Consider the following 24,439-nt stretch of genomic DNA (forward strand, 5'->3'; position numbering starts at 1 on the left):
TCGCACAAAACCCAAGACACCGAGTTTCTCACCCAGATTTTAGTAATTCTATCCAGATTTTTTGTTGAGAAACCGGGTTTCTGCCTAGTTGCGATGCCGACAGGCGGCGGCTACGCCATCGCACCCTCACCCTTTATAAAATGCCCTGTATGGATAACAAAATAACATTTCTACTCAAAGTTCTACTTTTGTCCCTGGGACTATCGGTTGTGATCAAATTCGTTGGCCCCTTGCTTTCGATTCCTGAATCCTCAATTCTTGCAGCTATTGCGGTTTGCTTACCTTCGGTTATTCTAGCCGTTTTATTTAGTTGGCGGATGAGACAACATTCTCAACAACCGGAATAGAAGGGTAAAGAATCGCAAAAGGGAACGTCGGGAAACGGATTGAAAATTTACTGACTGTTCCCTTCAGAATGAGCGATCGCTTAATTTTAACAGATAATTGATATTCTTAAGACTTAAATCGATCATAATAGATCAGAATTTCATCTCATCGGTGTTTATCCTGTGACACTAGGGCAATGGTTCGGTTTTAGCGCAATTCTCTGTGCCATCTATATCCTTTGGCAAGTTCGACAAGCTTTATTACTTGTTTTTGCTGCGATTGTTTTAGCAACCGCCCTGAATAAATTAGCTCGATGGATACAACGCTTTGGAATTAAACGCTCTTGGGCGGTATTCTTCTCAATTAGTTTACTAATTTTAGGGTTTATAACGATATTCTTGTTAGTTGTTCCGCCTTTATTTGACCAATTACAAGAACTCGCTACACGGGTTCCTAGAGGGTTAGAACGAGGATTACAACGGCTAAATCTTTGGATTAATTACCTAGAAACCCAACTTCCAGGGGAATTTTGGCAAAATTTATTTCAAGTCGATTTACAAATTAATGCCCTGATTCAACAGTTACAACGCATCGGAAATCCTTTAATAGGAGGCGTTGGGGCTTTCGTGGGAAATACATTAGGAGGACTTCTCGGCTTTTTATTAATTCTAGTTTTAACAATCATGCTATTAGCTGATCCTGTAGCTTATCGCAGAGCATTTATTCAACTCATCCCTTCCTTTTACCGTCAACGCCTGAATGGGATTTTAGATCAATGTGAAATAGCGTTAGGACTATGGGTTGTTGGAGCTTTAATTGATATGAGTGTTGTGGCGGTTTGTAGTTTAGCAGGGCTTTTAGTCTTACAAGTTCCGTTAGCCTTTGCCAATGCCATATTAGCAGGATTGCTCAACTTAATTCCCAATATTGGGCCGACTTTGAGTGTGATTCCTCCGATGGCGATTGCTTTATTAGAAGATCCTTGGAAAGCCGGGTTTGTTTTTATTTTATATTTTCTGATTCAACAAGCGGAAAGCAATTTTTTAATGCCCTATCTTATGGCGCAACAAGTTTCCCTCTTACCTGCAATTACGTTACTCTCCCAAGGCTTTTTTCTTACCTTTTTTGGCTTTCTGGGTTTACTTTTAGCCTTACCGTTAACGGTTGTGGGACAAGTTTTAGTGCAAGAAATCCTAATTCGAGATATTCTGGATCACTGGAAACAATAATTTCCGACAATTGAAAACGACGAAACATAAACAATAGAATTAAAGGGGTGTCAAAATTTAATGAAAACTATAGCTGAAATTAACGATAAAATTCTTCAAAATCGTGCTGTTGTTTGGACTGTGGAGGAATTGAAAGCCAAAGTCACCCCCGATACTATTCCCCAAATTGCTCAAGAGGTTGATGTCATTACCACAGGAACTTTTGAACCGATGGAAGCCTCTGGCGCGGTGATTAATTTAGGTCATACCGATCCCCCGATTAATATTAAAACCTGTTGGTTAAATGGGGTTCTTGCCTATAGTGGATTTGGTTCCGTTGATTTATATCTGGGCGCGAGTCAAATGATGGAAGATGGGGAAGAGGGAAATGAACAAGGGGGGGGTCATGTGATTGAAGATTTAATTGGGGGAAAATCGGTGCATCTCAGAGCATCAGGAGTGGTTTCTGATTGTTATCCCCGGAGTTCTTTTGAAACTACAATTACCCGTGATACCATTAACCAATTTTATTTATTCAATCCTCGCAATCTCTATCAAAATTTTATTGTCGGAGTTAATGGTGGCGATCGCCCCCTTTATACTTATTTAGGCCCCCTCCAACCCTATTTAGGAAATGCAGTTTATTCTAATCCGGGTGCAATTTCTCCCTTAATTAATGATCCTGATTTACAAGTAATTGGAATTGGGACTCGGATTTTTTTAGGAGGCGGAATTGGCTATATTACTTGGGAAGGAACCCAACATTTTCCCCTGCAAAAACGCCTAGACAATCGCACCCCCATCGGCCCTGCTGCAACGTTAGCGTTAATTGGAGATGCAAAACAAATGAATCCTTATTGGGTTAGGGGTTGCTATTTTAAAAATTATGGCCCTTCATTAATGTTAGGTGTGGGGATTCCTTTACCCGTTTTGAATGAAGATGTGATTGCTCGTTGTGCAGTTTCTGATCAAGATATTGTTGCACCCGTAGTGGATTTTGCCATCCCTCGACGGGTTCGTCCCACCTTTGGTTTAGTTTCCTATAGTCAACTGAAAAAAGGCAAAATTTCTATTGAGGGAAAAATGGTCAGAACTGCACCTGTAGCGAGTATTTCCCGTTCTCGTGAAATTGCCCAAGAGTTAAAAAAATGGATTGAATCAGGAACCTTTACCCTCACAGAACCCGTTGCTTCTATTCCCTTAGATCGATCATTTCTTCCTCAGAATATTTGGGGTTCTCAAATTAGTTTAGATTAAATGAAACTTCACCCTAGTTAAACCCGGAAACACCCAGTTATTTTAAAATCACCTCTTCCATTCCTCTCTAATTGCATAAATTAGTAATTTTGTCAATACCCCTCTCCGTCGCTTAAGGATTTACCCCCAAAATTGATGAATCGTAGAGCAGAAATTGAGTCAGGAAATCCAGATATTTTACGAAATAATAAGGGTTTTAGCCTCTGTTTTAGCAAATAGACACAATAAACCCTTGAGCGGTATTTTCTAAATATACCAGAACCCCCATGCTGTCGTCAACTATTTGATAATTATTTTCAATAAAATATCAAGATTCCCTGACAATCTTTTAAAAAACAAAATGATTTGAGAAAAATGATTATAATAACTTAATAATAATTCCAAAATGAATTCAATTAAGGTTTAACAAGTTAAGCCATTCAGCATTTAACCGGATTTTAAGTTAAGGTTTTGTTAAATGGCGATCGCTAATCTTGTAGAAATTCAAGAAATGGTTAAACAAGGATCAAATACGTTGATGGGATGGGACAAGTAGATCATTAGTTTTGACAAAACGCTTTAATTGTAATGAATCAGATATACTTGTTTTGATCAAGTTAAACTGATCCAACCTTGAACCCATTAGTCCGAAAACCTTTAGAATAAATTCTATTATGAAGCCCAAAATTGCGATCGCTTGTCAGGGAGGAGGAAGCCAAACCGCTTTCACGGCGGGTGTCTTCAAAGCCCTATTTGAAAACAAGATTCAGGATTATTTTAATATTGTCAGCTTAAGTGGAACTTCTGGAGGCGCGATCTGTGCTTTTCTGATTTGGTACGCCCTGAAAAAAGAAGATGATATTATTTGGAAACGACTGATCGACTTTTGGGACGATAATACAGCCCAAACCGCTCAAGAAAAGTTTTTCAACGATTCTGCAATTAAAACTCTGGAATGGGTCAGCAAAGGGAAAATTCCTCAGTACAATTTAAGTCCTTATTCACCGATTGTTAAAGCTTGGTTTTCCTTTGCGACCCAAGGTTTACGCAGTCGATTTACTGATTTTGAGGAATTACTCGCAGCCCATATTGATTTCTCGGAATTAGCGACTTGGGGTATGCAACCCGAACCCCCAATTTTACTGATTGGCGCTTGTAATATCCTCACAGGGAGATTACATAAATTCAACTCCTATCGCGAAGCCATTAAACTCGAACATATCTTGGCTTCTGCTTGCGTACCGAACCTTTTCCCGGCTGTTTCTATTGAAGAAATGGCTTATTGGGACGGACTTTTTTCCGATAATCCACCGATTGATTCTTTGATTAAAAGCAATTTTGTGGGAATTGCCAATCTTCCCCAGGAAATTTGGGTGATTAAAATCAATCCCACAACTAGGGATAAGATTCCTACAGAACCCGATGATATTGCTGATCGTCGTAATGAATTAGAGGGAAACCTCTCTTTATTTCAAAGCCTTGGTGAAATCGAAAATCTCAATAATCTCTTTTTAAGGGGGGCATTTAACGAGGAATTTCTCGCTAAAATTGATGTGAAAGAACCGATGAAAATTCCTAAATCTTTTCCTGATGATCCTGACCGAGATTACCATATTCCTATGATTGAAATGTCTGAAGATTTAGCTAAAATATTGAATTATGAAAGTAAATTAGATCGCTCTCCAGAGATGATTAATCGGTTGATTCAAGATGGGGAAAAACAAGGGAAAAAGTTTGTTGAAACCCGATTAAAACAGATGGGTTTGAAGTGAGAATAGGGAGAGAAATCAATGTTTTAAGTAGGTGGGCATAAATAAACACAAGATGTGATCTAGGTCGAGCCAGCTTTTGAGGCCCGTCTATTTTACGTTGAATTTAGCCTACCTACTTAATATTGATTAAATGCTCTGTTGGTTTAATTGAAACTCCCCTAGCTTGTAGCTCTGGGGAATTTCAATTCATATTAATTGTTAAAAAAACGACTAATAGCTTTAACTTTCTTCTGATGCAGCTTTCCGTTTTAACGGTTTAGCAAGGGGTTCTCGACGGGGAGGAGGCGGAGGCGCATCCGATTGGAATTTAGGCTTATAGGGAGGACGAGAGCCCGTATTGGAGTAACCCTGACCGGGTTGTCTTCTGGGGCCACCTTTTTGAAAGGGAGGTTTGCGCTTTTTAGTAGGAAGAAAGCCGATATCATGACTTTCTTGGATGACCAAATAATCTTCCTGTAACTGAACGTGTAAATCCCAGAAATGACCAACGGCTCTCATTCCAGCAATTCCCATCAGTTTCAGTTTGAAAAACTTGGGTTTATCATTATCTTTACGAGGAGCTTGGCGAATTTTAACAATGACATATTTCTCAACTTCTTGAGATTGATAAACAACCTCACCTCGAATGGAAAAATAGCCTTGTTGAACGTCCGGTAAGGCTTCAGTTTTATTCCCAGATTCTGCTAATTTTGATTCCTCAGAAACCGATGCAGAATCTTTTATTTCGGGTGAAGATTCATCAGAAATTTCAGATTCATCAGATCGGAGGGTTTCAGGTTCCCAAACCCCCATAATTTGAACGTGTAAATTCCCTTCTTGTTGACGTGTCCGAGGATAAACCACCCAAAGATGATCTTGATCTAAGTCAATATGTTTTTTCACTAAACTCATGACTCGACCTAATAACACCGCATCCAGAAGTTTTCCTTCACTGGTGAGTAAGGTTCCTTGGGTAAACTGATCCGCAGAAGCAATATATCGGCCATGAACTAATCCAATAGCACGATACTGGCGAGCTTCGCTAGGTGGTGGAATTGGATGTTGCCAGAGACGTTCTACAGAGTCAGAGGACTCAGAAGATTCAGAAGATTCTTCCTCTGTTTCTTCTTCGGATTCAATCATTTCAGGCTGATCCAATGCACCATCTTGGGGTGTTGGGTCAGGACTCTCTGGTTCTGGTGGTATTTCTTTTAACGCTTCAGGGATGACACGTTCACTCTCGTGAGGGGCATCCAAATGGATATCTTTAGACATATTCACGGCTGGCTCATTAACTGGACTTGAGCGGGAAGAACGTTTAGATTGAGAGGATCGATTGGGAGAAGGACTCATAAAACCTCTTAGCGGAGACACATCCCTTGTGGGATCGAGGACATGGCAAACCAACCTATCTTTCCTAATGATTTGAGGAAAGGTAAAAGTTTGACACTAAACTTAAGTCACGGATCAACACTATCAGGACATTTCAACATTTGCACCCCTTCTTGAGGAATAGGAAGCAGTAAAGATACTTTGACCTAGATCGTTGTTGTTAACAAACAACCTAGGTTGATTTGTGCCTACCCTAAAGCCGTAGCCTATTGTTTATCCTGTCAGAAAATGTTGTCATCTCAAGTTAAGTGCTTGAAGGCTGCCATCACAATTGATCTTGAGTATTAGGGGTCGAGGGGGGCTTTCCAACCCCCAACTCCCATTCAGAACCGTGCTTGCGACTTTCACCGCACACGGCTCCTAGTCTAGTTGACTGTTATCATCAGAGCATCCGGTTTCTTTTGGGTTATAAGACCCATCTGTTGCCGTTTTAATATCGTGACAATGGCGATGTAATAATTGCAGATTTTTATATTCATCTTTTCCGCCTAATGACGTTGAGATGATATGGTCGATTTCTGTAATATCTTCTGGGGTAAAGTATTGCCCACAGAAGTTACATTTGCATTTCTGCTTTTTAAGCAAAAATGCTACTCGTTTGGGAACATCATAAGATGTTCCTTTTCTTGTACTCCAATAAGTCCAGTTTCCGTCATAAGGTGATGCTTCAGGTTTTACGGTTACATGACGGGTAATAGGTGTTTCTGCATGGGTTAATAATTTAAAACCATCTTTGGTTTCAAAACTCCATGTTTTCTTACCATTATTTCTGAAGTAATTTTTCAGTTTCCCGTAACTTGCTTTACCGCATCTGCTGACTGTCCATGCTCTTAATCTTTGCCATGTGATGTGGTCTAAAGAGGAGAATGTTTCTTTGGAAACAACTTTGGAGTGATAATTACACCATCCTCTTATAACAGGATTTAGGTTTTTGATTAGTGCGTATTGAGGTGCAGTTTTGTGTGTTTTAATCACTTCCTTCATCTTGTCCGCGTGAGCTTTGATTGCCTTCTTGCTGGGTTTTATTAAGGTTTTGAATCCTAATAATTTTCTTCCTCCACTTGATTTACCAGAATGGTGTTTGCCAACTGGATATTGTCGAAAGTTCCAACCCAGAAAGTCGAATCCTGGTTTTACCTTTTCATCATTTATTTCGATTTCTCTTAATGTATGACATATCCGAGTTTTAGCTGGTTTCAGTTCTAACCCGATGGGTTTTAGCCATTCTTCTATGGCAATTTGGCATTGTTGAATGACTTCTAATTGTGGGCTTACCACAATGAAATCATCGGCATATCTAATAACTTTGGCTTGAACAGTGCTTTTCTTTTTAGGGAATTTCTGTTCAACAGACCTAATCATTCCATCCAGTGCGATGTTGGCAAGTAAAGGACTGATGACTCCTCCTTGCGGAGTGCCTGCCTCTGTTGCTTCAAATATGCCGTTATCCATCACTCCAGCTTTTAACCATTGTCTGATTTGTGCTTTTATAGTTGATGGACAATCAATTTTGGACAGTAGGTATTCAGGGTTAATCTGGTCAAAACATTTCGAGATGTCAGCATCTAGGATGTAATATTCACCTTGATTGATACTTTGGAAAATTCGTGACATTGCGTCATGGGCTGAACGTCCGGGTCTAAACCCGTAGCTTTCACCCTCGAATCTGGCTTCCCATTGTGGTTCTAATGCAGATTTCACCAAGGCTTGCCTAACCCTATCGTTTATAGTTGGGATTCCTAAAGGTCTTTCCTCACCGTTGGGTTTGGGTATCCATTTCCTACGGAGTGGTTTTGCCTTTTGGTATTTACTCAGGTTTTGGGCAAGTTCTAGTCGTTGTTTGGGTGTGATAGATTTGATTCCATCAACCCCGGCTGTTTTCTTGCCTTGATTGTCTTGAGTTACCCTTCTAACTGCTAAGAGTTTGGCGTAGTATGACTTAACTAGAAGTTTTTGGAGCTTCCGAGCTTTCGCATTTTGTCCCGATAATGATGCCTGGTAAATTCGCTTTTGCAGCTTAAATACTTTTCTTTGGACTTTCGCCCAATTTACAGTATTCCATGCTTCCGTAGTCTTAAAACTCGTTTTCACCGTTTGTACTGCTAATAACAACCTTACCTAACAACCAAACCGGAATCTATCGGCATATCCTAAACATTACATTTAGGCTTTAGCTTCTGACTCCATCTCTGGCCCTCATAACATACGCCTTGGATTTGTGGCTACCTGACAGTATTCGACCACTGTAGGAGTATATGAGGGGTTTTAACGTTCCTTGAAAATGGGTTTATTGCCTTTAGATGTGTCCTATCCGCCGGGGTACTTTGGAAGTCTTTGTAAGTATTAGGTTAAGATACTTACCTTTTATAGATGGAAAGTTGATTCCTCTATCTTTTCCCCTTGTTCTTTTGAACGCAGTGTAACAAGTCAATTTCACTACTTAATAGTCACGACGGTTCAAGACGGACATTTACTTTCGTTCATCATGGGCAATTGGCTAGAGAAATTATCAAGTATTGACTTTACCCGATTTTCCCGTTATTCCCAGCTTCAGCGTTTTGATAATCAGTCTGACACTGTGGGAATTGCCTTATCTCTTTGGAATTGGATACCGTACTTTGAGGGTTCGGTAATCTGTACCATTGACTTCGAGATTGACCTTCCATTAAGGTCACATTTTCAAAGTTAAAATAGGCTTGATTGGATTTATTGGTGGGTTTAACTTTCCGTTTTACCAATTGTCTACACCTATTTCCCTGCTTACGTTTCGAGTTTGACCCTAGACTTTAGCAGGAACGTTTCGCACTAACCTACCTATTGTACTGAATCCACAGGCTGATCGGACAAATCCGTAGGCTTTGTGCCTGAACGACTGAGTTTGTAGAAAATAAAGTTAAGTGGGAATCTCTGGCTTCTGTTACGATATTAGCTGCAAGGAAGTTGGCCTAATCAGTTCAGGATTGAGTTTCATGGTAGATAAACGTCGTGGGTTTATTGGTGTAGTTTTAGTGTTAGCTGTAATCGCCTTTGTGGGATTTTCTATGGGGCCACTGATTAGTGGGATTGTGGAAAACAATCAGTCCAAACGACAACCTGCTCCAACACCCACGCAATCAACTCCAACGGGTAAACAATCCGATTTACAAGCACAAGCTCGTGGTTATGAGTTAGTATTGCAGCGAGAGCCAGATAACGAAACGGCTTTGAAAGGTTTATTGCAAGCTAAATTAGAGCTTATTCGCTTTAAGCAAGCCGAGATTAAAGATGTGATTGAACCTTTAGAGAAACTGTCAAAAAAACACCCGGAAGATACACGTTACAGTGTTCTTTTAGCACAGGCTAAAGCCTATACTGGAGATCAAGAAGGCGCGGCTCAAACCTATCGCACGATTTTAGCGAGTCAACCTGGAGATATTCAAGCATTACAAGGGTTAGTGAACCTTTTCTTAGAACAAAAACGTCCTGAAGCGGCAATTGGATTATTACAAGATACGCTTAAATCTGCCGCAAATGTCAATCAAACTGCACCGGGTACGATTGATGAAATGTCGGTACAATTAATTTTAGGGCAGGTTTATGCTGAAGATAAACGCTATGATGAAGCCCTAGCAATTTACGATGAAGCCATTAAAAATAACGACCAAGATTTTCGCCCCGTTTATGCAAAAGCATTGGTTTTAAAAGAACAAGGAAATACCGAAGAAGCTGAACCTTTATTTGCTAAAGCAGTTGATTTAGCTCCGGCGGTTTATAAAGATCAAATTCAAAAACAAGCCGGAGGAAATCTTGCTCCTGCCAAGTCGGGTGAACCCCCTGAGCCGAAAGCGTTAGAAACCCAACCTTCAACCAAATCAGCACCCGCAACGGAGGTTCCTGAACCCCGACCTTCGGCTCCAGCATCCAGTAACTAATTCCCTACAATAGAAAGTCGTAGAGACGTTAATTGTACCCATGATGAACCTGAAACGTTTAGGCCATGTTGCTATTTGTGTCAACGATATTGACTCATCCGCTCAGTTTTATCAAAACTTAGGCATGGATCTGGTTTGGAAAGATGCGGACTGGGCTTATTTAAAAGCAGGTGAAGATGGATTAGCATTACTGAGTCCTGGTTATGATCAAGCCGGCCCCCATTTTGGCTTTGTGTTTAATGAACGCAGTGAGATGGAAAACGCCTATCAAGCGTTAAAAGCCCAAGGAATTCCGGTGACGGCGATTCATGAACATCGAGATGGTACAGCCTCTTTTTATGGTCGTGATCCTGACGGAAATGGCTTTGAATACCTGTATGAACCCAATAAATGAGTTAAGAAAAGTTGCACTAAAAAACTATGTTTCAAAAAATCCGAGTGGGAAGTCGCCGGAGTTCACGATTTTATGCTTGGGCTGAAGTCGATTGGTTGTTAATGGCGAGTTGCATTGCTCTCACCTTGTTTGCGGGAATTATGATCCGCAGTGTGGAATTAAACCAAGGGTTAACGGATTGGTGGCAACATTGGGTAACTGGAGGGGTGGGTTTAATCTTAGCTCTCATTTTTTCTCGATGTCGTTATGAACGTCTGATTAAGTGGAGATGGGTGATTTATGGCGTTACCAATTTGTCTTTGATTGCGGTACAAATCATTGGAACAACGGCATTAGGAGCGCAACGCTGGATTAATATTGCGGGGTTTCATGTCCAACCCTCAGAATTTGCCAAAGTCGGAATTATTATTACCTTGGCGGCTTTACTTCAAGAGTTAAAAACGCCAAATTTAGGGGATATGGTTCGGATTTTAGGAATTGCTGCGGTTCCTTGGGGATTGGTTTTTATTGAACCGAACTTAGGAACTTCCTTAGTGTTTGGTGCGATTACCGTTGGCATGATGTATTGGGGCAATATTCATCCGGGGTGGTTAATTTTGCTGGTGTCTCCAGTGATTACAGCCATTGTATTTAATGTTTCTCTCCCGGTGGGAATTGTTTGGGCGATCTTGATGGGTTTTGTGGGGTGGTGGAGTCTTCCCTTGAGATGGTTGACAGGCCCTCTGGCTTTATTAGCGAATTTAGGAGCGGGACAGTTAAGCCATATTTTATGGAATGTCCTGCAAGACTATCAAAAAATGCGGCTGATTGGATTTTTAAATCCTGAGCAAGATCCGTTAGGAAGTGGTTATCATTTAATTCAGTCTCGAATTGCAATTGGTGCAGGACAATTGTATGGTCGGGGACTGTATCAAGGGACTCAAACTCAATTGAATTTTATTCCTGAACAACATACAGACTTTATTTTTTCAGCCGTTGGGGAAGAATTGGGTTTTATTGGTTGTATTGCTGTATTAGCTCTATTTTGGTTTGTCTGTTTACGTTTAGTCATTATTGCTCAAACGGCTAAAGATTCCTTCGGGTCTTTAATTACGATTGGAGTGCTATGTATGCTGTTGTTTCAGGTGTTTGTTAATATTGGCATGAATATTGGTATCGCACCTGTCACTGGAATTCCCTTACCGTTTTTAAGTTATGGTCGGTCTTCCTTACTGAGTAATTGGATTGCCATTGGCATTGTCCAATCCGTTGCCAACCACCGACAGCGTATTAAGTTTTAAGGGATTTAAACCGGAAGGGATTGTTGAATAGATCTAATGTTCTTTGTCCTTAAATCAGAGTTTATTAAAAAAATATGCGACGATTATTACCCGGTTTTTTTCTATTGCTTTTAATGGTGAATTTTTTGTTTGGTGTCGATCCAAGTTGGGCAACAGTCCCAATTGTGATTGCTCAAAATATTCAGTGTAATCCGAATGGAACAAATTTAGAAATGAAAAAGTGTGCATCCGATCAATATGTATTAGCGGATAAAAAGCTCAATCAAAATTACCAAACCCTAATCGGTCAACTGTCACCTGAACGAAAACAACGCTTAATTGAAGCTCAACGAGCTTGGATTTCATTCCGAGACAAAACCTGCCGTTTTGAATCTAGTGAAGTTTTAGGAGGTTCGGCAGAATCTTTATTCCTAACCACTTGCTTAACAAAAGTAACTCAGCAACGGGTTCAAGACTTCCAAAACTATTTAGCCCAAATTAAGTAATCTTTTGGTTTTCATTCCCTCCCTAGAGCAAAACTATCTATTGATCTCTAGGGCATTCAAAAATGGCAACCCAAAAACCGAACTGTATGAAACGTTAGTATTAGGTATTTCACCTCCTGATCTACAAAAGGCATCGCCATATTAACCCTTAACTATTACTCCCCCCCTCTCCCATTCTCCCGTCCCCTTGTCCCCCCGTCCCCTTGTCCCCTTGTCCCCCCGTCCCCTTGTCCCCCCGTCCCCTTGTCCCCTTGTCCCCTTGTCCCCAGCATGAGGTTAAGAATCAATGTCCACCAGTTCATGGTTAAATTCAGAGATGAATCGACTGCGTAAGATTTGGCCTTCTCTTCTTGGCTTTCTTCTATTTGCTCTTTCCATCTGGGCCATTAGTCAAAAGCTAGAACGATATTCTCTTCAAGATGTTTTAAGCAGTTTATCGAATATTCCTAAAACTCATCAATCAGGTGCAATTTTCCTGATGTTAATTAGTTATTTAATGACAACAGGTTATGATGTTTTAGCATTTAGTTATATCGGTTTCCCCCTGCATTATAGCAAAATTGCCTACGGTGCATTTATTAGTTATGCTATTAGTAATAATATTGGATTATCCATATTAACAGGCAGTGCTCTTCGATATCGAATCTATTCAGGATGGCGTGTTCCTGCGGGTGTGATTGCTCAAGTGATTGCTTTCGCTAACTTAACATTTTGGTTGGGATTATTTGGTGTTTGTGGGTTTGTTTTTCTAATCACCCCTTTACAAATTCCTAGTATTTTAGATTTACCTTTTGTCTCTGTTCGTCCCATCGGAATGATCTTTCTCCTCACTATTAGTCTTTATTTATTATGGAGTAGTTTCAATCATCAACCCTTGAAACTGGGAGACTGGGAATTAAATTTTCCAACTGTTAGCCTTTCCTTAGCCTTAATCGCTTTTGCATTATTCGATTGGGGGGCTGCGGGTGGTGTTTTATATTTATTATTACCAGCAGGGAGCACTTCCTCCTATCTCAGTTGTTTTAGTATCTATTTATTGGCAATGACTGCTAGTATGATTAGTAGTATTCCAGGGGGCTTAGGTGTCTTTGAAACCGTTGTTCTCACCTTGGTTTCCGCAGAAGCAAATCCAGCAGAGGTTTTAGGAGCTTTATTGGCTTATCGCGCAATTTACTATCTTCTTCCTTTAATTGTAGCGACCTTATTACTGGGAATTCATGAAATTAAAAAACAGCGTTCATTTTATTGATTCTAGGCGATTCTAATAATGCGATTGTCATCTTCTCCATCCAGTGGTTTATCCCTACTCACGGCTCGAATTCTAGCTCTAGTTGTCACTGCTAATTTCTGTTTAGTTATTTTTGATTTAAGCTACATAAAATTTCGGGAATATTATTTAAAAATAGATCAACATCAACAACAATCTGAAAATACGCCTCAAAATCAATATTTACAACAAATTGATCAACTTGAAAAAACGATTAATCAATTTGGGATTGAATCTCAACAAGTTAAACTAGCCTTAGAGCAGATTCAGACATCCAGTGTAGAACTATTCATTAAAAATCCTCCCTTTCCGGTTCTTAATTCATCTGGAACCTTAGCTGAAATTCAAAAACGTTTTCAAAATCAGGTCAAGGCTAATAATTTTCAGCAAGCCTTAGAATTGTTTTGGAGTCCTGTTTATTTTAATCAGAAAACCTGGAAAAAGCAATTACTTTTTTTTAATCAAAATATTCGATTTTTAATTATTTTTTATGAACCTAGTTTAACCTATGACCTGATTAAAGGGGTTGAACCGGATCGACTTAGCCAAAACTATTTAAGAAAAGTTTCTGAATTAAAGGTTAATTTAAAATACAACGGATTAAATCACCCTAAATCTCAGAGTTTATTGAAAGAAATTCGTCAAATTAGCATAGAACTGATTGACCGTAATTATCCCTTACAATTACAACCTAATTTAGGGAAATTAACGGAAATTAAATATCGAATTATTGATCATATTTATGGTCGAGATCCCCAATTTACAACTCGACTGACACCCACCTTAAAATTTTTATATCAAATTAAACTCTTAAATTTTTTAGCCCCAGAGTTAATTTGGTCAGATCGATCCGCTAAACAAGCGTTTAACACTTTTTGGAGCCTTGAAAACTTAGAACAATATGGATGGGAAACTGAACTTCAATTTTTTGAAGCTGAAATGCAAGAGTTAATGCAGTTATTTTATTTTCGACATTTAGGAATAGATGGTGAATTTGTTAACCGATTTTGGTTGATTGATTTACCTTGGATTACCTTATTCTTTTTAACATTTTTAATGGAGATCTATGCCCTTCGTCGTCGTCAACCGGAGTTGACATTAAGGGAAGCTATTTTAAAATTATGGTATTATTTGTTTTTATTAATTCCTAAATTATTGTTCTTGCGGTTTATTTCAGCCGTTTATCACTTGAATCGAGCTAATTTTCCTAGATTACAGCCTACTATTGATTATCTAAAATTAAAATTTATCTATAGTTTTGCTCAAGAATTAATTCAAGTTTTGGTCAATCAAGGCGTTAATCAAGTTCAATCTTTTGTGAAAAAAGGAGCGATTAAAAATTTAATCGGTAATCCTGCTTCCTCCTATCAAGCCCTCGATTTTGTAGACCTGACTCAACAAGTTCCCCCAGGAATTCCTAATCGGATTGTTGAACTTACAATTACTCAGGTTTTACCCAGTATTCATCCTGAATTAGAAGCTTATGTACATTATCAAGTTTCTCAATCCATCCAAAAATCCCCCATTTATAAAGGGTTAAATAAAATTCCAGGTGTTCGTCATCTTCCCCAACAAGTTGCTAATAATGTAGCCCAAAAAATTGCGATCGCTATTTCAGAAAACCCTAAAAAATCTCTGGAGGAAGGTAAAAATAAACCCCCTGATTTTATAGCTATGCAGTTACAAAAACAATTAACTCAAAAGTTTGTAGATCAGTTACGCATAGAATTAAATAAAGAACAGATTATTGATGATGTCGAAACGATTTTAGTGAATTGGCTAGACAAACTAAAATCCAATCAAGTTAAAGATTTAGAAGCAAAATCAAGTATTAAGCCAGCTAATATTGAAGTCATGAAACAGATTTCTCCGACTCCAGATTAAGCGATTTGATTAATAATTTTTAATATTTATTTGTGCCGTAGTATGCAGCTTACACAGCCTAGATGTAAACGGTTTTAAATTGGAAGTTTGACAGCCTGTCTTTTGACAACCAGAAATCTGTTTTGCACGATAGAAGGATTGATTTAATTTCCTCAGAGGAGAATAGTGATGAAAAAGAAGTTAATCTCAGCCTTGTTAATGATTGCAGTGGCTGTTTTAATTGTTGTTCCTAGTGCATTGGCTGGAGATGTAGCAAATGGAGGTAAAGTATTTTCAGCAAATTGTGCATCTTGTCATGCTGGTGGAAAAAATCTAGTCAATGCTAAATATACCTTACAAAAAGCAGATCTCGAAAAATATGGAATGTATAGTATTGAGGCAATCACAGCCCAAGTTACAAACGGGAAAAATGCCATGCCAGCTTTCAAAGGTCGTTTAAAACCAGAACAAATTGCTGATGTTGCGACTTATGTGTTGTCTCAAGCCGATCAAGGTTGGCCAAAGTAATATCAATTAATCCCAAATTTTAATACCCTTAAACCTCTCAAACCCTTGGATCAATTAAAGGGTGAGAGGTGTATCTTTATTAGATCTTCATGTCGAAACATCACCAATCCTTGATTTCTGTTCAAATCATCCACTAAACTAACGAATTAGTTGTATTTCTCTTAATTCCTTATGGCCCCTTTGCCAGATTATCGTCCTCGCCAACTGTCTCTCGGCCCATTAGAAACGGAAATCCTAGAAATCGTTTGGGACTTGGGTATTGCCACGGTTAAAGATGTTCATGAACGAATTTTAGCTGACCCTAATCGAGAATTAGCTTATACTTCAGTCACAACAGTTTTACGCCGTTTAACCGATAAAGGTTGGTTAACCTGTAATAAACAGGAACGTGCTTTTTATTGGCAATCTTTAGTCACCCGTGAACAAGCGCAGGCTATTTTGGCTTATGATCGTTTAAATCGATTTTTAGCGATTGGTAATCCTGATGTAGTGGCTTCTTTTGCCGATAGCTTGGATACAGCAAGTTTAGAACAAATTGATGCCATTGCCTCACGTCTGGATGCCATTCGTCGTCAACGGGAGGGACAACAATAATGCACTTAATGATTATTTTATTAGCACTCTTAGTGGCGCTGGGTTTACGAGTGATGCCTTTACCTCAAGGAAGAAGTTGGCATCAACGTTGGCAAAAATCTCTATTTTTATTTGTTTGTCCTCCGTTAGTATTGTTGATGACGGCGTTGGCGGTGTTGTCGATGGGGACAAAAGGGGAAATGTTAGGACTCCAAGCGAGTTGGTTTAGTTATTTACTAGCTGTGGGGTTTGTCGCTTGGGGACTGTTCACAGGGGTTCAGTTACTGAGTCAATTGTGTCAGTCTCAACACCGAATTGATTGTCTGTCTCAACAGGTGGTGATGGGAAAAACAGCCCGAATTTTACAAGATGATTTTCCCTACAGTGCTCAAGTTGGGTTTTGGCAACCGGAATTAGTGGTGAGTCGAGGATTATTAGAAACCTTAGATGACCTCCATTTAGAAGCCGTTATTGCCCATGAACAAGCTCATTTAAACTATCGAGATACCTTTTGGTTTTGTATTTTAGGTTGGTTAAAAACTTTCACAGTTTGGCTACCCAATACAGAGAATCTATGGCAAGAATTACTGTTATTAAGAGAAATGCGGGCTGACCGTTACGCAACCCAAAAAGTCGATCCGTTAGTGTTAGCAGAATCTTTATTATATCTTGCCAAAGCTCCGTTTAAATCTCCAACTTATTGCAATTTATCGTTTAGTTGTTCGATTCGGAGTAGTCGTTTAGGAGAGCGAATCGATGCTATTTTAGCGGAAGATTCTGATACTTTAACCTGGGGATGGTGGATGTGGATGTTACTGTTCTGGGTTTGTTTACCTTGGATTACAGTTCCTTTTCATTATTCTTAAATTTAGGAAAGAGGGAACAGGGAACAGGGAACAGGGAACAGGGAACAGAAAATAGAGGATAGTAAAAAGTGATTAGCTACCCGATAAAGGATTTTTAGCTAACATTTTTGAATTTCCTATAAGTTTGACAAACTGTCTTTTGACAAGAATAACATGAGGGTGAGAAATCAAGACCAGAACAAAGGAAAAACACTTTCTTGATATAGGGTCTTGATTTCATGAACTGGCAATTTAATCTGAGAAAAGACAAAAACGTTGTGCTGGGATTTTCTCTACTATTGGGAATGGTTTTGAGTCATTTTACAGGATTGGGTCTATTATCTGTCCAAGCCGATGAACAACAGCACCATTCCTCTTCTGGTCATCATAAAACCGTGACGATTCCTCCGGGTCAACCCATTCCAACCGTTGATTTAATTGTCCATCCTGATGCCCGTCAAGGATGGAATTTAGAGTTAAAATTAACGAATTTTAAATTAACACCTGAAAATGTCAATCAAGCCATGAGTTCCTATCAAGAAGGACACGCTCATCTTTATATTAATGGCAAAAAAGTAACCCGAATTTATGGAAATTGGTATTATCTCCCCGAATTGCCACCAGGACGCCATGAAATTCGAGTGGGTTTAACAGGAAATGGTCATGAAATGTTAATGGTTCATGATCAAGAAATTGGAGATACAGAAATTATCGAAGTTCAAAAATAAGAGGGGTGTAGGGACACAGGAAGAGAGGATAACATCATTGATACTCTCTACTTCACTTTGTTCCCCCCACACCCTAGCCTCTAACCCTTAGAGGCGATTTCAACGCTGAGTTTGTTGGAAAAGGACAGCTTACTCTGTAACCGCAGAAGACCGACGGCGACGGCGACGAATAATGGGTTCACCCGGTTCATGGTCTGAGTCAGAAGACTCTTCTGAGAAATCCTCATTATCGGTTTCCAAAATAGAAAATTCTGGGGTGGGTTCCGGTTCTTCAACTTCTGGTGTTTCTCGTTCCAGAATAATCCGCTCAGAAATCGACCGTTCGGGGATAATCCGTTCAGAAATCGTCCGTTCGGGAATAATCCGCTCAGAAATCGACCGTTCGGGGATAATCCGTTCAGAAATCGACCGTTCGGGGATAATCCGTTCAGAAATCGTCCGTTCAGGAATAATCCGTTCAGAAATCGTCCGTTCAGGAATAATCCGGTCTGTGACCCCTATGGAAATCCCAGGAATGTCGGGTTCGTCATAGTCTTCATCGATGAGGGTTGAGGGAGACACGGGGGCTTCCCCAGGGGAACGAACGGTAACAATCACCGAACGAGGGTTTTTCACCTGTTGATGGGAGAGCATCAAGGGAGAAATCCCCATCAACGCATACATTTCCTGCTCTTCTGGGGTCATTTCCACCGAAACAACTTCCGGGGGTTCCACAGGCGGTTTAATAATTTCGGATTTTGTGGGACGACTGCGTTCACTGAATCCGCTTCGGGCGGAGAACCCTTCACTGAATCCCCCCATATCCGAACGAGACTCGCCATATTGAACCGGAGGAGACATCCGCAGGGAAGTCCGGGGGGTTTCTTCATCTCGCGTTAACGAATCCATATCCCGAATTCGACGACGGCGGCGACGGGCGTTACTGGTTCCAATATCTTGATAACTGGGATGGTTGAGCAGTTCTAACTCTTGGAAATTATTAGACGCATCAAATTCAACGACTTCGGGTTCTTCCCGAGAAGTGGGTTCATAGGGGGAAATCGGAGTGCGTAAACTAGGTCGTTCTGGGGATTCACTACTGGCTGGTGGCGGAACAATCCGATTATTGGTGAGGACAACTCGTTCGGCGGGGGGTTCTCCGATTTCGAGTTCAATTTCTCCCGGTAGATGAACGGTATGACCTAAACCGCCACAGGTGGCACAGGTTCGCCCAAACAACTCATAAATATTTTGGCCTTGGCGTTTACGGGTTAATTCTACTAACCCTAATTCCGATAATTGAGCAATTTGGGGTCGGGCTTTATCGGCTTTGAGAACTTTATTAAAATGTTCCAAGACTTGTAATTGATCTCGCCGGGAATCCATATCAATGAAGTCCACAATAATCACCCCAGCAATATTGCGTAACCTCAATTGACGGGCAATTTCCGTGGCGGCTTCACAATTTGTCCATAACACGGTTTCTCGTGATGTCGCCGAACGGGTAAAGGAGCCAGAGTTAACATCAATCACCGTTAAAGCTTCCGTCGGTTCAATGATAATATAACCGCCTGATGGTAAATCAACTCTGGGTCTTAAGGCTTCTCGAATGGCTGCATTAACTCGGAAATACTCTAAAATCGGAATTCGTTCCCGGTGGTGATCAATTAAGACCCCTTGAGGCGCTTTTCCGACGCTCCAATTCATCAAATGTTGTTTGACCCGCTTAACCGCCGGGCTGTTATCCACCACAATTCGGTTAACTTCGGTGCTGTACATATCTCGCAGCACCCGTTGAATAAAGTCATTATCTCGATTTAACAAAGCCGGAGGGCGGGAAGATTGAGCTTCTTGTTGAATCACTTCCCATTGTTTTTGCAGACTTTCTAAATCTTCTAAAATCGCATCTTCAGCCATGCCTTCGGCTTCTGTCCGCACCAATAACCCCATTCCAGAGGGTTTAATTAAAATTGCTAAAGCCCTTAAACGGTTGCGTTCTGTTTCTGAACGAATGCGCCGAGATAAATTTACCCCCCTGCCATAAGGCATTAACACTAAATACCGTCCGGGTAAGGAAATATTTCCAGTTAACCGGGGGCCTTTAGTTCCCGTCGGTTCCTTCATCACCTGTACCAGCACTTTTTGCTGGGGGGTTAATAATTCGGTGATGGAACCAGACGTTCGTTTTAATCGTAATGGCCCTAAATCGGAAACATGGATAAATCCATTGCGCTCAGGATCTCCAATATTGACAAATGCTGCATCAATCCCTGGTAGGACATTTTCAACGATACCCAGATAAATATCACTGACTTGGTGATTTCCGGTCGCTACAACCAGTTCTTGAATTTGATCTTCTGAAAAAACCGCCGCGATGCGTTGTTGTTCTGCGATAATAATTTGTTTTGACATTCAATTCCCTCAAAACTGAGTCATATTGAAGGCACCTACGTTGCGTGTACCTCGCAATATTGACGTGATTAGTAAATCTATTAATGCGAATTGTCGCCCTTTAGGAAGACTAAAAACTGAAGACAGGAAGCCGGAGGAAATTAGGTGAGTGATTGTTTAAAAATAACAGTTAATACCTAACCTAATCCCATCGCAAAAATCCATCAACCGTCAGCCTTAAACCGTTATGGGCAACTGAAATGAAAGCAGGTTATTTGTTATCCGTTAGCCTTCATCATTTTCTGTCTAAAACGATACTTGGGTTTGACAGGGGTTTCCCTCTTGACAGACTCAGCACACCGTATCCGCCTTCTCAAAAGTTTTTTAGAGCGTACAGCTTAGATCGCACGGTCTAAGCTACACAATATCCCCTAATCCTCACTGAACTGGACTTAAACCTAGGCCCTTCAGGTAAGTTTGTTTTGTTCTGGTCTTAAGACATATACCAGAGAAAGTTTTATTGTCAAATACTGGCACAAACAGATGCCACATTGCAAATCAAATGAATTGAATTTGAGCTACTGCAACCCTAGGATAATTTTGGATATTGACCCAATTTTTTCCTGTATTAAGATCCTTCTCAGTCGGTATTCCCATCAAAGATGATTCTCTACAGGCTTAACCTTGGAACAACCTTCCCCCTAGTTCTATTCAAGAAAGCGAATGTTCCCACACGAGACTCCGCTACTTTCTTCCTGATTTCCCTAACTTTCAGCAACATTAAGGTTTCTGGATTTCTCAACCGCCCAAGGGACAGGTACGCTACTCCTAAAAGTAGGTTGGGGTTTCAAAGCTCAACCTTTCTAAACCCTTGATTCTTGACTATCTATTGATTATCAATTGACAAAGAGTTGTCCAATGTTTTCCCATCCTTTCTAAATGAGGATCGGGTTTTATACAACTGTCGTCAGCCATCAAGGTGACTTTGGCGTAAGTCGATAACCCTTCGGTCTACTTCTTCCTCAGCGTTGAGAGATAGCAGTAGCTTTTGTTCAATGAACACTTTTGATTGAGTTTATTTTAGCGTCAGCCTGCATTTTTTGATTCTGACAACCCTAGCTGAATCCAGGTGGGTTTAGCAATATTGTCGGTTTGTAGCCTAGATCTGGACGAACCCGCCTCTACGCCACAAAACTTGGCTTACCGAATTGTATTATAACACTGGATAAAATGCAAATTTTCTCAGTCCGTAGAACTTTGTTAGTCGTGGGTTAAAAGCTGCTGACGGTGGATGTGCAACAATTGAAACTCTTGGTGAGTCACTTGTTCTAACATCTCAATAATATGTTCCGGTCGCAGTTGTGTCCCATCATTGAGACAAGTTCCGACATAACGCAGCACTGTCCCTTCGGGGGAAATTATGTCTAGTTCCTGTAATTGTTCTCGTAAATTGATTAATTTCTTTTTCCCTGATTTTGTGGTTTTTTCCCATAGAATTTCTGATGTAGATTTAACACTATTAATCCACTCTAACCATTGGGGTGAATTTCCGGTTTCGGATTTCCACTGCACGGTTAAATGATATTCTGCTTGTTTAACAACATCCGTTAAGGAAGGAGCATTGACCGGAATATCTTGGATAGAATATAAGGGTATTGTTTCGGGTAAACCCTCGGCTAATTTTTGGCGAAATTCTTCTAAATCAATAAATTCTGTTAATTCAAAATCAACAATTTCTCCGCTACTGGTTGCCCCTAATGGTAAGGCATAAGCAATAGAAATTCGCGGACTAGGGCGATATCCTGCGGTAAAAGCCAGGGGAAGTGAAGCACGACGAACCGCCCGATCTAATAATTTTAATAAATCCAAATGTCCGACTAAAGCCATATCCCCTAATTTTCCAAACCAAACTCTTAACCGTTGGACTTTTTGAGAATTGGGAATAAATTCACCAGAAAATTTAGGAATAGCTGGAGGTTCTATGACAATATTATGACCAAAATCAGTTCCACAAACGCCACAATGGGAACAACTCTCAAAAGAACAATCAGGAACAGTCGCCGCTTCTAACGCCCGTTTTAAATCTGCTTTTAACCAATCTTTTTCAATCCCACTATTAATATGATCCCAAGGTAACGGCTGATCTAATAAAGTTTGATCCATCTGTAGAGACGCGCCATGGCGCGTCTCTACGGGGTTTTCATGGGTTTCTACAGATTGGATTAAACTCCATTCTCCGCTTTCAACTTGACGATATTTCCAACTTAAACCCGCTTCTTCTATCGCTTGTGTCCAAGCACCAAACGCCCGATCTAAACTTTCCCACCAGGAGTCCATTCCCGCGCCGAGTTCCCAAGCTCTACGAACAACTGATCCTAAACGGCGATCGCCTCGACCGACAAAATCCTCCATTGCTGATATTCTAACATCAGTAAAATTCGCTTTCACCCCTTTCATCCGGCGAAATTCATGCCTTAATAATTTTTGTTTCCGTTCAAATTCTGTGGTTGAAACGGAATGCCATTGAAACGGGGTGTGAGGTTTGGGGGTAAAGTTAGAAATCGTTAAATTAAAGCTTAATTTTCTGCGATCTTGAGCCGAACATTCTCGTTGTAACCAAGCAACGGTTTCGGCTATTCCTAATATATCGGCATCGGTTTCTCCGGGTAAACCGATCATAAAATAGAGTTTAATTTTATCCCACCCTTGCTCAAAGGCGGTTTTAACTCCCTTTAATAATTCTTCATTAGTTAACCCTTTATTAATAATATCTCGCATCCGTTGAGTTCCGGCTTCAGGCGCAAAGGTTAACCCACTTTGTCGAGTTCCCCCAATAATATTAGCAATATTTTCATCAAAGCGATCCACCCGTTGACTCGGTAAAGCTAAATTAACATTGTAATCTTTGAGGCGGTTTTTAATTTCCATTCCCACCGAGGGTAAGGATAAATAATCGGAACAACTCAAAGATAATAAAGAAAATTCATTGTAACCCGTTTCTTTCATGCCTTTTTCAACGGTTTGAATCACCGCTTCCGGTTCCACATCTCGCGCCGGACGGGTTAACATTCCGGGTTGACAAAAGCGACATCCCCTTGTACAACCCCGTCGAACTTCAATCACTAATCGATCATGAACTGTTTGGACATAGGGGACAAATTTAATTGAATAAGCGGGCATTGGTGCCGCAACCCGTCTTAAAATTTGAGTTGGAACATCAGCCCGTAAGGGATGAACAGAACCATCTTCTGCCATCTGATAAAATTGGGGAACATAGACCCCTGGAATTTGCGCTAAATCTAATAAAACTTCTTCTCGATTTAAGTTATTTTTATTGCCTTCTTCAATAATTAATCCGATTTCGGGTAATAATTCTTCGCCATCTCCTAAAGCAATAAAATCAAAAAAATCAGCGTAGGGTTCAGGGTTAGAAGTTGCCGTTTGTCCTCCCGCAAAAATTAACGGATAATGGCGTTGAGTAGCTTCGTTTTCATTAGCCCAAACCGAATAATTTTGTCGCTCTTTCCAGGTTAAAGGAATTTCAGCCAAATCTAACATTTCTAGGATATTGGTTGCCCCTAATTCGTAGCTGAGGCTAAATCCTAAGATATCAAAATCAATTAAAGAGCGACGGGACTCAACAGCAAATAGAGGGGTTTGGGTGTCGCGTAATTTTTTAGCAAAGTCCGGTGCCGGGAGATAGGCGCGATCGCATAATTGCCGAGGTTGAGTGTTTAAAATATTGTAGAGAATAACATGGCCCAAATTAGAGACTCCCACCTCATAAACTTCAGGATAGGTCAACGACCAACGCACAATGGCGGACTCCCAAGGTTTGCGTTTCGCGCCTAACTCCTGACCCAAATAACGTGCAGGTTGGTGAATTTCCGGTGTAATCAGTTGTTCTACTGCGACTGCCAAAGTCAACCTCACCTGTATAAAAGGACAATCTTTAAGGTTTTAATCGATAATTCTACTGGCTCATTGTAGCAGAAACTGAGGGGTTAACCTAGACCAGAAAGTATAAATGTTACCGAAATCAGGATGTTATTGTTTTCAGTAGGAGTTGTGATCAGACTGATTGGGTAATAAGACTAGGCTAGAGTACCGTTTTTCTTTTCCCGAAAAGAGTAACAATTAATACAGGAATTTCGAGCCTCAAGTGTCATAAAATAGTTGTTACCGAAACAAAAGACCGATTAATTTTTGAAGCTAGATTTTAAGTAAAATGTATCCAATGACACTAAAAAATATTCCTTAAGAAGGATGGATTGGGGACAG

The 24,439-nt window shown here is 40.2% G+C and carries 18 protein-coding genes; 14 read left to right on the forward strand and 4 right to left on the reverse strand.

Going from position 1 to position 24,439, the window contains the following annotated elements; translation table 11 throughout:
• The first annotated feature begins 209 nt into the window (after positions 1-209).
• From NMK36_RS15745 to NMK36_RS15760, 4 genes are all read left to right on the forward strand, one after another.
• On the forward strand, positions 210-347 hold the full coding sequence (locus NMK36_RS15745; protein WP_254174137.1) for a hypothetical protein: 138 nt from the start codon (positions 210-212) through the stop codon (positions 345-347).
• A gap of 162 nt (positions 348-509) precedes the next feature.
• A complete protein-coding gene (locus NMK36_RS15750) occupies positions 510-1,556 on the forward strand; it encodes an AI-2E family transporter (RefSeq protein WP_072719301.1) in 1,047 nt (348 codons plus the stop codon).
• Between the two features lie 60 nt (positions 1,557-1,616).
• A complete protein-coding gene (locus NMK36_RS15755) occupies positions 1,617-2,792 on the forward strand; it encodes a homocysteine biosynthesis protein (RefSeq protein ID WP_254174138.1) in 1,176 nt (391 codons plus the stop codon).
• Between the two features lie 653 nt (positions 2,793-3,445).
• On the forward strand, positions 3,446-4,543 hold the full coding sequence (locus NMK36_RS15760; RefSeq protein WP_254174139.1) for a patatin-like phospholipase family protein: 1,098 nt from the start codon (positions 3,446-3,448) through the stop codon (positions 4,541-4,543).
• Between the two features lie 219 nt (positions 4,544-4,762).
• On the opposite strand, the gene NMK36_RS15765 is transcribed toward NMK36_RS15760, so the two are convergent.
• Both NMK36_RS15765 and ltrA read right to left on the reverse strand, forming a co-directional pair.
• The gene (locus NMK36_RS15765; RefSeq protein WP_254174140.1) at positions 4,763-5,875 is read right to left on the reverse strand and encodes a hypothetical protein; all 1,113 of its coding nucleotides are present in this window, start codon (positions 5,873-5,875) and stop codon (positions 4,763-4,765) included.
• 399 nt (positions 5,876-6,274) lie between these two features.
• On the reverse strand, positions 6,275-8,005 hold the full coding sequence (gene ltrA / locus NMK36_RS15770; RefSeq protein ID WP_254174141.1) for a group II intron reverse transcriptase/maturase: 1,731 nt from the start codon (positions 8,003-8,005) through the stop codon (positions 6,275-6,277).
• A gap of 878 nt (positions 8,006-8,883) precedes the next feature.
• On the opposite strand from ltrA, the gene NMK36_RS15775 reads away from it, so the two are divergent.
• The 10 genes from NMK36_RS15775 to NMK36_RS15820 all read left to right on the forward strand — a co-directional run bounded on the left by NMK36_RS15775 (position 8,884) and on the right by NMK36_RS15820 (position 17,788).
• Positions 8,884-9,825, forward strand: a complete 942-nt coding sequence (locus NMK36_RS15775) for a tetratricopeptide repeat protein (RefSeq protein WP_254174142.1) — start codon at positions 8,884-8,886, stop codon at positions 9,823-9,825.
• Positions 9,826-9,868: 43 nt separating this feature from the next.
• The gene (locus NMK36_RS15780) at positions 9,869-10,219 is read left to right on the forward strand and encodes a VOC family protein (protein WP_254175193.1); all 351 of its coding nucleotides are present in this window, start codon (positions 9,869-9,871) and stop codon (positions 10,217-10,219) included.
• A 26-nt stretch (positions 10,220-10,245) separates the two neighbouring features.
• On the forward strand, positions 10,246-11,499 hold the full coding sequence (rodA, locus tag NMK36_RS15785; protein ID WP_072719290.1) for a rod shape-determining protein RodA: 1,254 nt from the start codon (positions 10,246-10,248) through the stop codon (positions 11,497-11,499).
• A 74-nt stretch (positions 11,500-11,573) separates the two neighbouring features.
• Positions 11,574-11,984, forward strand: a complete 411-nt coding sequence (locus NMK36_RS15790; RefSeq protein WP_072719289.1) for a lysozyme inhibitor LprI family protein — start codon at positions 11,574-11,576, stop codon at positions 11,982-11,984.
• A gap of 286 nt (positions 11,985-12,270) precedes the next feature.
• A complete protein-coding gene (locus tag NMK36_RS15795) occupies positions 12,271-13,233 on the forward strand; it encodes a lysylphosphatidylglycerol synthase domain-containing protein (protein WP_222425237.1) in 963 nt (320 codons plus the stop codon).
• Positions 13,234-13,251: 18 nt separating this feature from the next.
• Positions 13,252-15,135: a hypothetical protein gene (locus NMK36_RS15800; RefSeq protein WP_072719288.1), complete on the forward strand. Its 1,884-nt coding sequence runs from the start codon at positions 13,252-13,254 to the stop codon at positions 15,133-15,135.
• A gap of 168 nt (positions 15,136-15,303) precedes the next feature.
• Positions 15,304-15,642, forward strand: coding sequence for a cytochrome c6 PetJ (gene petJ / locus NMK36_RS15805; protein WP_072719287.1), 339 nt, complete (start codon positions 15,304-15,306; stop codon positions 15,640-15,642).
• A 171-nt stretch (positions 15,643-15,813) separates the two neighbouring features.
• On the forward strand, positions 15,814-16,236 hold the full coding sequence (locus NMK36_RS15810) for a BlaI/MecI/CopY family transcriptional regulator (protein ID WP_072719286.1): 423 nt from the start codon (positions 15,814-15,816) through the stop codon (positions 16,234-16,236).
• Entirely contained in the window at positions 16,236-17,081 is an 846-nt protein-coding gene (locus NMK36_RS15815; protein WP_072719285.1) for a M56 family metallopeptidase, read from the forward strand. Before NMK36_RS15810 ends, NMK36_RS15815 begins: the two co-directional genes overlap by 1 nt.
• A 218-nt stretch (positions 17,082-17,299) precedes the next feature.
• Positions 17,300-17,788 carry a hypothetical protein gene (locus tag NMK36_RS15820; protein WP_072719284.1) on the forward strand — a complete coding sequence of 163 codons (489 nt, stop codon included), beginning with the start codon at positions 17,300-17,302 and terminating at the stop codon, positions 17,786-17,788.
• 129 nt (positions 17,789-17,917) lie between these two features.
• On the opposite strand, the gene NMK36_RS15825 is transcribed toward NMK36_RS15820, so the two are convergent.
• Complete coding sequence (locus NMK36_RS15825; protein ID WP_072719283.1) at positions 17,918-20,179, reverse strand: Rne/Rng family ribonuclease; 2,262 nt, start codon at positions 20,177-20,179, stop codon at positions 17,918-17,920.
• Between the two features lie 1,239 nt (positions 20,180-21,418).
• Complete coding sequence (locus NMK36_RS15830; RefSeq protein ID WP_254174143.1) at positions 21,419-24,079, reverse strand: TIGR03960 family B12-binding radical SAM protein; 2,661 nt, start codon at positions 24,077-24,079, stop codon at positions 21,419-21,421.
• Positions 24,080-24,439: the final 360 nt, after the last annotated feature.

It is taken from the genome of Planktothrix pseudagardhii, assembly GCF_904830925.1.
Taxonomy (GTDB): domain Bacteria; phylum Cyanobacteriota; class Cyanobacteriia; order Cyanobacteriales; family Microcoleaceae; genus Planktothrix; species Planktothrix tepida.